This is a genomic window from Methanohalophilus portucalensis (assembly GCF_002761295.1).
In the GTDB taxonomy this organism is placed as follows: domain Archaea; phylum Halobacteriota; class Methanosarcinia; order Methanosarcinales; family Methanosarcinaceae; genus Methanohalophilus; species Methanohalophilus portucalensis.
Window position 1 is genome coordinate 1,126,590 of record NZ_CP017881.1, and the last position, 13,915, is coordinate 1,140,504.

Genomic DNA, 13,915 nt, shown 5'->3' on the forward strand with positions numbered 1-13,915 from the left:
TTTTTTAAAGTGTAATAATAAGTTGTTGTTTCTGGCTAAATTCCAGAATGGTATCAGCAATAGCTTCAGGTTCGACCATCTCGATGCCCGGTATCATTTCTTCATACTTAAGCCCTACAAGTGAAGAACCCAGTTTGCAACACATAAAGTTCACACCCAGATTCATACATTCATCGATTTTCTGGTCGTATTCCAGCGCTCCTGCTTTATCCTTCTTGGCAAGCATTACTCCCATTGGGCCAAAAAGGACTATATTTACATTCAGGCCCTGTTCACTGTAGTGCTTTGCAAACCTAAGGGTCTCCAGTGGACCGGTACTTTCGTAAATCATGCTTTTTAGCAGGATCAGGACATTTGTAACTTTGTGTATATTATCTCTCACAGGTATTGCTCCAGAACATCTTCTGCTGCTTTTGGGCCCACATTATCAAGATGTACCGATTTCTTGGTAGTTTTTGCACCGGATACAATTGTTATTGAGGAACTGTTTATTTGGAATATATGACTGAGCTTTTGTATAAGCTGGTCGTTGGCTTTTCCTTTTTGTGCGAGTTCGGTTAATTTACCCTCAACCCTTTTGCGCCAGGTATTGTAACCTGAAGGAACTACCAGTTTGCTGGAGCCGGGATTAATTTCAAAATCAATTATACAACCATTCCCCTTTGTGTGTATGGCATCCCGGATTGGCATATTATTCCATCAATTATATTTTGTGGAGAACGATGCTGTATCCCGACGCACTAACTCCAGGATATCATCCTATGGAATATCCGCTGTCCATCCCGGTTACCCTCGTGACAGGCGTAATGTCACACCGTCTCCTGCTGTAGCGTACTGAGGTTGTCTGTACACTCATCGAATGGCTTGTGCCATATTCTTGTGCAAGGACCTTACAATACGCAAATAGGAGTACCAGCATTCTCCGTTATATATCTGACGTCTGACAACCAATAGTTATAAACGTTATTATGAGAGATGAAAGGTTCATGAAAATAGCGATACTGGGCGGCACGGGACATATTGGTAAAGGCTTTGCTCTGCGGTGGGGCAGTCTTCACGATATTATCATTGGCTCAAGAAATGCAGAAAGGGCGGCTTCAGCTGCAAAAGAGTACAGATGCATGCTGGAAGACCTTGGAAAGAAAGCTTCCTTTGAAGGCGTAGATAATAAAACGGCTGCGCAAATGGCTGATGTCGTATTGCTTGCAATAAAGTATCGTCATATTTCATCTGTTATTGAAACCATTACTCCCGTGCTTAAGGACCAGATTGTGGTTTCTGTGGTTGTTCCTATGGAAAAGGACAGCTGTTACATCATTCCAGATGCAAAACATATGGAAGTTGATGTACGGGATTCTGCATACAATGCGGAATATTTCTGTTATACACAACCTGTTGGTGGGAGTGCCGCCGAGGAAATTGCACAACTCCTTCCCCAAAACATTCGACTGGTGTCGGGTTTTCATAATGTTCCTGCCAAACATCTTGAGGATCTCTCTCTCGCGCTGGATTATGATATTGCTGTCTGTGGGAATGATATGGCTTCAAAAGAAGTTGTCTGCAAACTCACAGATGATATACCAAACTTGCGACCATTGGATGCAGGTCCCTTAAAGGCCTCTTCCATGATCGAGTCTCTCACTCCTCTGCTGATAAATATAGCAGCCAGGAACAAAATGGATGATGTGGGAGTAAAGTTCATTTGAAACTGGCAGCATGCAAAGCTACTCTCTTATATATTTTTTAAAAAAGGAAGTAAAATAAGGGTATTTACCCTTATTCGTCCAGAATCTGTTCTGCTACGTCCCTGTAGGCATTCATGACATAATCGATGCCTGAGACTTCTGCGGCTTCTTCTGTAAGAGCCATAACGTCTTTGCGGGACAGTGTGTTGATGTTGAATCTGCGTGAACCTGCCATGAGCTGCTGCAGACCGACCTTGAGTTTTTCTCCGTAGGAGTAGATACCCATTGCACCGAGCGGGATGTCCTTGACATCTTCACCATAGCGTTCTTCCAGGTCTTCGTAGTGGACAAAGATCTCTTCTGGACGGTGACCGAATTCGGAAACGGTTTTTGGCAGGTTGTCTTCTTCGAGCCATTTGCCGACGTTCTTACCGACCATACCTGGTATCATGAGGCCACGGCCCATGCATACTGCCTTGAAGTATGGGGAGCCCATTGCAAGTGCTTTGTAGATACCATCTTCACTGGAGAATCCACCAGCCATTGCCAGATCGGGTACTCTTTCACCTTTGTTGTTGAGTTTTTCTGCGAACTCATATACAAGGGACTGGAGATAGAATGTCGGGATACCCCATTCTTCCATCATTGGCCAGGGGCTCATACCTGTACCACCTGGTGCACCATCGAAGGTGAGCAGGTCGATCTTTGCTTCGGAGGAATATTTGAGTGCCATTGCGGCTTCAACCATGGAGTATGCACCGGTCTTTAAGGTGATACGGTCATATCCGATGGATCTGAGGCGGTCAACTTCTTCGAGGAAGCCTTCCTTGTCAACAAAACCAAGTCTTGAGTGGCGTTCGAATTCCCTGATTGCACCGACCTTGTAAGCTTCCTGGACGGCTGCGTTTTCGGGGTCCGGGGTTACGATGTATCCACGTCTCTTGAGTTCAAGTGCACGGTCAAGTTCACGTACCTTGATTTCTCCACCAATACATTTGGCTCCCTGTCCCCATTTGAGTTCAAGGGTGTCCATCTCGTGTTTGCTGGAGATATATTCTGCAACACCGAGTTTGGTATCTTCTACGTTCATCTGGACGAGCATTTCACCGTAGCCTTCGTGGAACTTGTTGTAGGCTGCGATCCTTCTGTCCATTTCCGGTGATTCGGTGACCAGACCATTGTTGTCCCGTTTGAGTTCCGGATCGATTCCGCACACGTTCTCACCGCATACAAGGGTGATTCCGGTGATTGCTGCACCAACGGCGAACTCGTTCCAGTTTTTCCTTGCGATTTCGGTGGAACCGAGGGCACCGGTGAATGCGGGGATTTTCATTTTTACTTTCTTGTTCCAGCCGTATTCAGTTTCGGTGTCTACGTTGGGGAACCTTGCGGTCTCGGGGCTGGCTTCCATTCCATCAGGAAGGCCAACTGCACCAACTGCATATCCCTGAATGTTGAGGTGAGAATAGTCTACAGGGTATTCCTTGTCTGCTCCGGCAGTTACTTCTCCGAAAGGCCCTGGATAAAGGACTTCACGTCCCCTGAATGATGATTTGAATATTTCACAGTTACCACGGCATCCGTCTACACAGCGTGTGCAGATTCCGGACATCGGGGCAACACTCTTGGACCTGTTGAAGGTCCTTGTTGCTTCATTTGCATTTGGTTGTCTAAGATTGCCCATCTTAATTACTCCTAACGTTTAATGTATAAACGTGACTTTAGCCACTAGTAACTAATCGTTTACCGCATCGGTTCTATTTAAAGTTTGCTCAGGATTAGGGGTTGCCTCTAAAGTCCACTTGACCACAAACTCAGCTATTTGACCATAAAGTATGCCCTCTGACTATAAAGTAATATTTTCGATATCAAGAAATACGTACAGATTGGTGAAAAATGTCAACAATTATCTATTTGTTTGAATACGGAAGTCGGATTCTGTGCCACGGAAATGGTAAAAATTATCCAGGGTAATTTAACCTAGGGTCATCTCGTCATGAATTTTATTTAAACAACATGTGATGCTTTTGACCATAAAGTGATTTTCTGATAGAATTTAAAATAGACATCTGTTGAATTACATATTTAAAATTATTAGATGTATTATGGAAATACACAAATATTATTATGATATTTCCTATAAATAATGAATTAATAGCTAAAATAGTAATAGTTACAATTTATATGAGAACTAGTTTACTTATAATATCCTATAATGGGTTAAACATCACTAAATAACATATTAAATGGCGGTAAATATGACAATGAATTTAGAAAAAATTACAATAAAGGGATTGTTTGGTTATAGAGACATGGAAATTCAACTACAGGACAATAGTTTAATACTTGTTGGAGAAAATGGTTCTGGAAAAACAACAATTCTCAGAATATTATTTTATATATTATCGGGTAAATGGGCAGAACTTTCTAAAGTTAATTTTCGCCACATTGCAGTAAAAATATCTGGCAATACATATAATATAGACAGTGAAGATCTAAAGGAAAAATACCCCGATTATGAAAATATTGCTGATATACCCATGAGGGAATTGAGTCGTTTAAAGAGAAAAAGTTTGCTAGTAAATCATAATAGATTATATCCTGAAATAGACATCTTATGTAAGAAATATGGGGTTAGCAGAAGAAGTTTATTAGAGGAAATTGGACTTCATTATCCTTATAGTGAAAAAGATAATTTTCATGAAGAATATTGGCAAAATTTAAAAAAAATCCAACAAGAAATCGATGCCCAAATACTGTATCTTCCAACTTATAGGAGAATTGAACGAGAACTCAGTAGTATAATAAAAGGAATGGATTCAGATGATTTCCCTTTTGAATATAGAAATCGATATTTTTCAGAAGACCCAGATGATATAAACAATTCATACATTGAATTAGTAGAATTTGGAATGAAAGATGTTGAAAAATCTATAGAAAATACACTATCTGACCTCAAAGATTTTGTACGGACAGAATTAAACAAACTAACTCTTAATTATTTAGGAGACGTATTAGATAAAAAATATGATGAAGTTAATAAAGAGGCAATATCTAAAACATCCCCAGACAAGGTACATAACGTAGTTGACCGAATTGACGAAAATATATTATCTACTAGTAACAAACAAAATCTTATTGATGTTATCCAACAAGCTTCTTCTTCTGGACACCTCACCGAACGTAGCAAAATAATATGTCATTATTTTATGAAACTATTGCAGTTTCAAAATAATCTTCAAGATCGTGAGAAACAAATATCTAAATTCTGTGAATTGTGTTCAGAATATATTGAGGACAAACAGTTTTTGTACGATAGTGCTAATTTTAGTTTTTCAATCATCTCGAAAAATCTAGATGACAAGCAAAATACCATTCAACTCAAAGACTTATCTTCGGGAGAAAAGCAGATCGTCTCATTATTCAGTCATCTGTATCTTTCTGGAAATACACATTATTTTGTAATAATTGATGAACCAGAACTTTCATTGTCAGTGCCTTGGCAACGTCGATTTTTAGCTGACATATATTACAGTAATTTTTGTACAGGGGTAGTTGCTGCTACACATTCACCATTTATTTATGAAAATAAACTCGAACAATATACTCATGCTGTGGGTGAATTTGAAATAGGGGGATGGAAAAAATGAGTATGATCGACATACATAAGGAAGCACGTGCGAGTGAAAAAGCATTATATCACACATTCTTGACTAATTATAAAAAAAATTCCAATATAGTTTATGGATTTGTTGAAGGCTTAGATGACCCCACTTATTATCAACGAATTGAAAATTTAATTCCTCATGATTGGAGATTGAAATTATATAAATCAGGAAATAAAGATAAGGTTCTTCAAATTCATAATAATATGGATTGGACTCGCTTTCATTCAAAACGCATCTGCTTTTTCATTGACAGAGACCTTTCTGAATTTATTGATGATGTAGGAGAAATTGATGGAAATGTATACGTTACAGACAAATATTCTATAGAAAATGATTTTGTCAATTGTGAAATGCTAGAAAAGTTGCTTTCAGAAATCATGCGAATAAATATCGCAGAAATGTCTAGGGATGAGCAAGAAAAACTGCATATGATTTTTGATGATAACTTCGAATTATTCAAAAGTACGATGGTTCCTGTGATGGCTCAAATTATACTCTGGAAACGCAATAAAAAAAGGCCATTATTGGATAATATCGATCCAAGTGATTTTTTTTATTTCAAGAATGCTGACATGTACATTAAGGAAGAGTTTGAAAAAGAAAATGATCGAATCATACATATAAGCAAATGTTGCAATATAGAGCCTGATGTACTTGATTCTATAAAAGATATAAAAATAGAGTTTTGTAGAAAGCAAGGACCAAAAAAACATATTAGAGGAAAATATATGCTTTGGTTTATGCTTATGTGTACAAAAGAAATTCATAAATCTATAACATACATATGCAGTAAATATCGTAAACCACCTAAAGTACGTACAGAAATAGGACTAAAAAACGCTGTCGTTCATCTAGCTCCCAGAGCCCGTATACCAGAATCATTAAAATTATTTGTGGAAAATAATTACTTGTACTACATTAATAAAACAGATTCTGTTAGTATGAGAGCCTGATAATTGTTGTACGTTATAATTTATGACAATAACAATAATTCATGTATCTTATATTTTAGAAATATTTTATTTAAAGTACATCAACAAGTCTCAAATATATAGTGCTGACAATCGAAAATCAATTCAATAGTTATATATATCTTCCAAGCAGTAATTATTTTTGATGAGTGCCACAAATGATACAGAAGTTGAAACACGTTTAGATCTGATAGATTCTGAGTTGGAAAAATGGTGGGTTCCTATATCTAAATACATCCGCACAGAGGTAAACACAGTCCAGTCTGATTTTAAAAATTGTACCTATATATTGGATGATGGCACTTACAAAAAAGGCGATAAATTCATTGACTATCTTCTTCTGGCAGATGATAACTCACCACTTGCTATTATCGAAGCAAAAAAATATTCCAAAGACCCAGATAAAGGCAGAATTCAGGCACGAACTTATGCCAAAGATATTGAGGCACAGATTGGAAGACCCATACCAATTTTCCTGACCAATGGTTTGAAATGGAAATTTATAGACCATAGTGGGTATGAACGTGAAGTAAGCGGTCCATTCAGTCAGGATGATCTCTGGAGAAGATTGCGGTTATATCTTGAACAAAAAGATCCCGTTCAATATGGTGTCAATCCTAAAATTGTTGACAGAAAGAAAAGCGTTGAAATTGTAAAAATCCTAAATCAGCATTTTTCAAATGGATATCGTTCTGCTCTGATACAAATGGCTACTGGAACTGGTAAAACAAGAGTAGCAATGGCAGGATGTGATGGTCTCATCCAGTCCAGATATGTTCAGAATATTTTATTTGTGGCAGATCGTTCAGTACTGGTAACGCAGGCAAATACACAGGGATTCCAGAAATTCTTTACTGAGCCGATAGCAGATCTACGGAATGGATTTACCAATTCATCCAGATTATACACCTCGACCGTTCAAACACTTATGACAGAGCCAGATGGTGCTGATGTCAGGATGTACCAGAAGTTCAGTCCTGGATTTTTTGATCTTATTATATATGACGAAGCTCACCGATCCTTTTATGACAAAAATAATGTTGTAATGGAGTATTTCGATTCAATGAAACTGGGTCTGACTGCTACACCAAAATCAAATGAATCCAAGAATACATATCAACTGTTTGGATGTGATATTGGTGTACCTACTGCAGAATATCCTTATGAAGATGCGGTTTATGATGGTGTTCTAGTACCCTACAGCACAAAGGTAGTGGAAACAGAAGTATTGACAAAAGGTATTGATGGTAGTGGGTTATCAGAAGAACTCAAAGATCAACTTCGAAGACAGGAAGAAAATCCCGATGATTTGAAATTTGAAGGGAACGAATTTGATTTCATTTTCATGGACAATGAAACCAATAAGCTAATTATTCAAACTTTCCTGGATACATGTTATAAATCCGACGACGGTCTGCCCTCTAAAACAATCTTCTTCTGTGCAAGTATTGATCATGCCGACCATATGAAGAAAATGTTTGACGAAGTGGCACCCAAAATTGGAAGATATGTTGAGGTAATTACTTCCGATAAGTATCGTTATGAAGATGAAGTAGGTAGGTTTAAGACAAAATCAGATCCAAGGATTGCTCTTTCCGTTGGTGTACTTGACACAGGTGTAGATATCCCTGAAATATGTAATCTTGTTTTCATAAAATCAGTTCGTTCAAGTGTACGTTTCTGGCAGATGTTTGGTAGAGGAACACGTAATCAGGAATCATGTAATCATCTTGAATGGTTACCAAATAGAGAAAAGAACAATTTTTTCATTCTGGATTTCAAAGTTGGCGATCATTCAAACGTTGAATATCATCTTGGAGGCCAGTCCGAAGATAAAGAACGAAAACGTATTGGTCTGCCTGAACAGATTTTCATTAAAAGAGTGGCTCTACTGACCAAGGATCTCAACAAGGAGCAACAGGAAATTATTGGGACGCATGTAATCGAGACGGTCAATAGTCTTGATACTAATTCCCACATAGTCAGGAAAAAACTACCAGCAATTGAAAAGATCAAGAAATCCAGTCCATTTGAACTTTCTCAATACATTAGTGATCTGAATAGTGAAATTGTACCACTGATAATGTACAATAGTGGAAATGATCCCAATATAATGCGTTTCATCCTCGAAATTGAAGAGTTGTATATACACATCTTGAATGAAGATAGGGAAGCAATCAAGGAGTTGAAGAACTACTTCGAAATATATGCAACCAATATACTTCAGAAGGATAATCTCCAGGAAGTCAAGAACAATAAGTCCCTGATATTATCAATGTTACAGGACAAGTTCTGGGATGATCTTACTTTTGCTAGAGTTGATCAGATTGTACGTGAGTTTGCTCCACTTGTGAAATACTATGAACCCGAACGAGGTAAAAAATATCAAATCGATGCACCTGACCAAATCTTAATGGAAAAGGACATTGAGTTTGAAGTCAAGGATGATCCTGACATAGGCAATTTACTGGATCAAAATCCTATTGCAGGCAAGATTCGCCAAGGTACGGGAGTTACTTCCGCTGAAATAAAGGAACTGGAATCATTGCTTGAAGGTCTTGACAAGAGACTGACTATAGATCGTATCCAACGGCTACGTGGGATTGATTACCTTCAATTCCTGCGGGATATTCTGGAAATCGATTTTGATGACACTCCTGAAGAAGTGATCAAGACAGAGTTTGAAGCCAAGGTTCTTGATGGACATGATTATTCCACAGAACAGAAACGGCTGTTGAACGTTGCTCTGAGTCAGTTCATTATGAATAAACAAATTGAACTTTCAGATTTCAGTCATGATCCAATTGCACAATACCGTCCGCTTGATATTTTCGATGACGTAAATGAACTGGAAGAAATTGTTGATAACTTTTCTAGAATTCAGATGTACTGAAAATGGGTATAAAAGAGGGATTATTATGTCATATCAGGTGAAATCAATCTTATCTTTATTTTTTGTTTTGATGTTAATTATATCGTTGCCAATATGTGCAGCAGATCCACCAGAGGACGATTCTCCCACTGAAACTCAAACAGTTGATGATTCAACCAGTGAAAGCTATAAAGTCCTATTCGAAGAATCTCAAAATGAAACAGCATACTACAAAGAGCAGTATGAAGAATTATATGAAAATGGGTCCACGAATATTTCTAACAAATATATTACGAACATAAAAAATGAACTTACTATTGCCAATGAACAAATTACTGTACTTAATCAAAGTATAACCAAATTACAGAGCACCATTAATTATCTGTCTATTGGAATTTTCTTTACATTTGGGATTACATTAATTGAATTTTTGTATGTTCTAAGAATGAAAATAAATAATGGAAAACAATCAAATGACGATGATTCCAGTAAATAATTGATTTCCATGAACTTCGATCTTAAGTCTGTGTTTGACAATATGAAATATAGTTTTACACAGGCATTCAACAAAAAAACAATAGCAATATCCTTTATAATTCTTTTAATCATATTTTTATTACCGAAGACGAGTCTTGTAGTTTTCGATTATGTATATGGTGAAACGGTGATGGATGAAACATCTTCAATGGTTATTGGTAATTCTAGTGACCCAAATGAGATGGCTATATCAATAATGTCATGGGAATCAAGTCATTTTTATAATCCATATAGTAATTTTGATAAAGATAGTAAGTTGCAGAAATTTGGTTTATATAATTATTCTGGAAGTATCGAGGAGAGTAAATTATTTTGGCGAGATGCTCCTGTCCCATGGATAATTCATTTCGGTACTGCTAATTGTGAAGAGTATTCAAGGGTTTTTGTCGAATTAATGAGGCATAATGGAGCAGATGCCAGATTTATTCATAGTCTTGCAGGTGATCATTGTTGGGCAGAATACAAAAATGAAAATGGAAATTGGATTGTTGTTGATCCGTCATGTAATCGTGTAATTGGAACTGCTAGGTTTGAGTTTGCAAAACACTGGAACAGAGACCTATGTTACATAGAAGTCATCGATGAAAATAGCAACTGGATAGATGTATCAGACCAATATATCAATCGTTCAGATGTTTATGTAGAAATTCATGAAAATGGTAAACCCGTTGATAAATACGATCTCTACGTTTACAATCACTATTTGAAGGACACAAAAGGTGGAAAATATGACAAACCGATAATTGCAATCAGAAAGCAATCTTTCAATAAGTCAGGGATTTCTACTTTTAAGCTGGGTACAGGGAACTATACCTTTACATTGATGAATCCACATTTTCCGTTTTTCAAGTATCAATTACCCGTTAACATTACTGAAAACAAACCAAAACACCTCGTTTATAATTTGGATGAAGAACAACGCATTTATTTTTATGATGAATTTTGGATTATGCGGTTTATTTCATGTTTTAGTATAAACTAATCATTGCTAATTACGATATAAATCGAGAAAATCATACTAAGTTCATTTTAAAACAGAAAATTGGCAAAAAATGAAAAAATATGGTAAACATTGGTTTACCTAATTAATTTATATACTATTACTGCGTATCCCCATGTATGGAATACAAAACCCTGGCTACAAAGCTACGACAGGATGATTTTTCCAAGTTCAAATATATCTGCGATAAGAAGGGATTATCGCAGTCTGCATACATGCGGGAGTTGATTCTTTTTGAAATTAACAATCCGATGCATCAATTTGTTGCAGGAAAAAATGTATTTGAATACATTCCAGACAAGGACCTTTTTTCCTGGTATGTGACGACAGATCATGGGGAAAGTCATGCTGTGATTGAAAATATTTCTGCTGAATTTCTGAGAGATCTCCAGGATGCCATTAACGAAGGTATGGAACGGAGATCATCAGTCATTGGACAGATGAAAGAGGATTCTGTTGCTATTTCTGAAAAATTTATGAGGAACGATATATGAAAACTGATAGAAACCTACCTGATGGCTGGGAATGGAAGAAATTAGGTGATGTGATACATACAATATCAGCTGGTAAAAAGAAACTAAAAACTGATGAATATGAAAACACTGGTGATTTAGCCATTATAGATCAAAGTCAGAATTCAATATCTGGTTACACTAATGAAAAAAGTCGTTGTATAGAATGTGATTTACCAGTTGTAATATTTGGTGATCATACGAAAGTAGTAAAATATATCGATTTTCCATTTGCTATCGGAGCAGATGGCACAAAAATTCTTACTAGCGACAAACCAGACATCAATCTCAAGTATTTGTATTACATTATGGGTGCAATTAAATATCCATACGAAGGCTATGCTCGATTTTTTAAATACTTAAAAGAAACAACTGTTCCTATCCCTCCTCTTGATACTCAGCAAAGAATAGTTGATCTTCTCGATTCCATGGAAGAACTCCAGTCTCTTCGTAAAGAAACTCTTGATGTTTCTGATCAATTGATTCAGAGTGTATTTCTGGAGAAGTTTGGAGATCCTGTGAAGAATCCGAAGGGATGGGAGATAAAAACACTAGGCGAATTTGGGGACATTGTTACAGGCAACACTCCATCTAAAAAATGTTCTGAATATTATGGAGATTTCGTTGAGTGGGTTAAATCAGACAATATAAATTCAGACTTTATGTACTTAACAGAAGCCAAAGAAAAACTATCTGAATTGGGTGCAAAGGTTGGTAGAACAGCACCAGAAAGATCTGTATTAGTTACTTGTATTGCGGGAAGTTTGTCTTGTATAGGTAATGTATCAGTAACAAATAGAGAAGTTGCATTCAATCAACAAATAAACGCCATAATTCCATATGATTCTACCAATGAACTATTTCTATATCATCTAATCTCATATTCGAAGGAATATATTCAGCACCATTCCACTCAATCAATGAAAGGAATGGTTAGTAAAAGTAATTTCAGTTCTATCAAAATGATATACCCCCCGTTCTACTTACAACAACAATTCGCTGATTTTGTACAGTCCGTTGAAGACATGAAATCCAGTCAGGTAAAATCTGCCGAGACAATGGATGAAATGTTCAATTCTTTCCTTGATAAAGCCTTCAGAGGTGAACTTGTATGCTAAGTCCTGATATGAAATCCAATATAAACAAACTTTGGGATCGATTCTGGAGTAATGGAATCTCCAATCCCCTTACAGCTATAGAACAGATATCCTACTTGATCTTCATGAAAAGACTTGAGGATGAGGATAACAAGAGCAAAAACAATGCTCGACTAAGAAACGAGATATATAACTCAATTTTTGCGGGAAATGAAGATTGCAAATGGTCTGTTTGGACGAAGTATGATTCCAATAAAATGCTCAAACATGTACGGAATGAAGTATTCCCGTTCCTGAAAACAATCGATGGGAAAAAATCCCTCTACTCAAAGTACATGGATGATGCGGTTTTCGTAATAACTTCAGGTTCATTGCTATCAGAAGCTGTAAAGATTATCAATGACCTTCATATCACCGAACAGAACAGGGATGCACAGGGCGACATCTATGAGTATATCCTGAGTGAACTCAGGACTTCAGGAAAGAATGGCCAGTTCAGGACACCAAATCATATTCGAAAACTAATGGCAGCATTGACACAACCAAAAGTTGGAGACATGATCTGTGATCCTGCATGTGGTACTGCAGGTTTCATTGTCTCTGCAATGATGCATATCCTGAAAGAACATACATCTGACAAATTCATTGAGACCGATGAACAGGGATTTAAGCACAATTTTGTCGGGGATCAATTAAGCAAAGACGATTACGAAACCCTGCTCAATGATACATTCTATGGCTCAGACATCGATCAGACAATGGTACGCATTGCCATGATGAATCTGATGATGCATGGAATCAGAAATCCACATATAGCCCACAGAAACAGTCTCGTGGAATGTGAAAAAGAGAAAGGAAAATACACACTTGTCCTAGCAAATCCACCCTTCAAAGGGAGCATCAACAAGGAAGAAATCAAAGGCAAATTCAGTATTACTACGACAAAAACTGAATTGTTGTATCTGGACCTAATGTGTGACCTATTACAGACAGGTGGTAGATGTGCTGTAATCGTACCTGATGGTGTATTATTTGGCAGCAGCAATGCCCATAAAAAAATTCGTGAGAGGATAGTAGACGAATGCAGTTTGAGTGGAGTTATTTCAATGCCATCGGGAGTGTTCAAGCCATATGCAGGTGTATCGACAGGAATTCTTGTCTTCACCAAAGGTGAACCAACCGAAAAAGTCTGGTTCTACAATATGGAAGCAGATGGCTTCACATTGGACGATAAGAGGACTTTCATCGATGGGAAGGGTGACATTCCTGACATAATCGAAAAGTTCCATGACAGGGAAAATCAGGACTTTTCTGACCGTACAGGGAAATGTTTCTTTGTGCCTGCAGATGAGATTCGGGAAAACGATTACGATCTAAGTATTTCCAAGTATAAGGAAATTGAATATGAGGAAATCGAATACGAACCACCCGAAGTACTCTATAACAGGCTACAATCCAATGAAGATGATATTTTGTCAAAGATGAAGGAGGTACAGGAGAAGTTAGGCGAATGTGTTGTAGATAAATGATGGAGGCTTTCGGTCTCCATTTTTATGGGATTTTTGGATTAACG

The 13,915-nt window shown here is 37.2% G+C and carries 13 protein-coding genes; 10 read left to right on the top strand and 3 right to left on the bottom strand.

Annotation, left to right across the window (positions count from 1 at the left end; genetic code table 11):
* Window positions 1–4 precede the first annotated feature (4 nt).
* Together BKM01_RS05860 and BKM01_RS05865 are read right to left on the bottom strand one after the other, a co-directional pair.
* The gene (locus BKM01_RS05860; protein ID WP_327078530.1) at window positions 5–382 is read right to left on the bottom strand and encodes a DsrE/DsrF/DrsH-like family protein; all 378 of its coding nucleotides are present in this window, start codon (window positions 380–382) and stop codon (window positions 5–7) included.
* On the bottom strand, window positions 379–690 hold the full coding sequence (locus BKM01_RS05865) for a DUF167 domain-containing protein (protein WP_072358631.1): 312 nt from the start codon (window positions 688–690) through the stop codon (window positions 379–381). Before BKM01_RS05865 ends, BKM01_RS05860 begins: the two co-directional genes overlap by 4 nt.
* On the opposite strand from BKM01_RS05865, the gene BKM01_RS10790 reads away from it, so the two are divergent.
* Entirely contained in the window at window positions 671–838 is a 168-nt protein-coding gene (locus BKM01_RS10790; RefSeq protein WP_157769623.1) for a hypothetical protein, read from the top strand. The genes BKM01_RS05865 and BKM01_RS10790 overlap by 20 nt on opposite strands.
* Before the next feature lie 130 nt (window positions 839–968).
* Window positions 969–1,706, top strand: a complete 738-nt coding sequence (gene npdG / locus BKM01_RS05870) for an NADPH-dependent F420 reductase (protein WP_084006248.1) — start codon at window positions 969–971, stop codon at window positions 1,704–1,706.
* A 70-nt stretch (window positions 1,707–1,776) separates the two neighbouring features.
* Here npdG and BKM01_RS05875 read toward each other — a convergent pair whose 3' ends face one another.
* On the bottom strand, window positions 1,777–3,369 hold the full coding sequence (locus BKM01_RS05875) for a glutamate synthase-related protein (RefSeq protein ID WP_072358635.1): 1,593 nt from the start codon (window positions 3,367–3,369) through the stop codon (window positions 1,777–1,779).
* A 562-nt stretch (window positions 3,370–3,931) separates the two neighbouring features.
* Between BKM01_RS05875 and BKM01_RS05880 the strand changes: the two genes are divergently transcribed.
* The 8 genes from BKM01_RS05880 (at window position 3,932) to BKM01_RS05915 (ending at window position 13,871) form a co-directional block, all read left to right on the top strand.
* A complete protein-coding gene (locus BKM01_RS05880; RefSeq protein WP_084006249.1) occupies window positions 3,932–5,335 on the top strand; it encodes an AAA family ATPase in 1,404 nt (467 codons plus the stop codon).
* On the top strand, window positions 5,332–6,306 hold the full coding sequence (locus BKM01_RS05885) for a DUF4435 domain-containing protein (protein WP_072358639.1): 975 nt from the start codon (window positions 5,332–5,334) through the stop codon (window positions 6,304–6,306). The genes BKM01_RS05880 and BKM01_RS05885 overlap by 4 nt, the downstream gene beginning before the upstream one ends.
* A 163-nt stretch (window positions 6,307–6,469) precedes the next feature.
* The gene (locus BKM01_RS05890; RefSeq protein ID WP_072358641.1) at window positions 6,470–9,217 is read left to right on the top strand and encodes a DEAD/DEAH box helicase family protein; all 2,748 of its coding nucleotides are present in this window, start codon (window positions 6,470–6,472) and stop codon (window positions 9,215–9,217) included.
* A gap of 25 nt (window positions 9,218–9,242) precedes the next feature.
* Window positions 9,243–9,692 carry a hypothetical protein gene (locus tag BKM01_RS05895; RefSeq protein WP_072358643.1) on the top strand — a complete coding sequence of 150 codons (450 nt, stop codon included), beginning with the start codon at window positions 9,243–9,245 and terminating at the stop codon, window positions 9,690–9,692.
* A gap of 171 nt (window positions 9,693–9,863) precedes the next feature.
* Entirely contained in the window at window positions 9,864–10,715 is an 852-nt protein-coding gene (locus BKM01_RS05900; RefSeq protein WP_157769624.1) for a transglutaminase-like domain-containing protein, read from the top strand.
* 137 nt (window positions 10,716–10,852) lie between these two features.
* On the top strand, window positions 10,853–11,227 hold the full coding sequence (locus BKM01_RS05905; protein ID WP_072358647.1) for a hypothetical protein: 375 nt from the start codon (window positions 10,853–10,855) through the stop codon (window positions 11,225–11,227).
* Complete coding sequence (locus BKM01_RS05910) at window positions 11,224–12,363, top strand: restriction endonuclease subunit S (protein ID WP_072358649.1); 1,140 nt, start codon at window positions 11,224–11,226, stop codon at window positions 12,361–12,363. The genes BKM01_RS05905 and BKM01_RS05910 overlap by 4 nt, the downstream gene beginning before the upstream one ends.
* Window positions 12,357–13,871 carry a type I restriction-modification system subunit M gene (locus tag BKM01_RS05915; protein WP_072358651.1) on the top strand — a complete coding sequence of 505 codons (1,515 nt, stop codon included), beginning with the start codon at window positions 12,357–12,359 and terminating at the stop codon, window positions 13,869–13,871. Before BKM01_RS05910 ends, BKM01_RS05915 begins: the two co-directional genes overlap by 7 nt.
* Window positions 13,872–13,915: the final 44 nt, after the last annotated feature.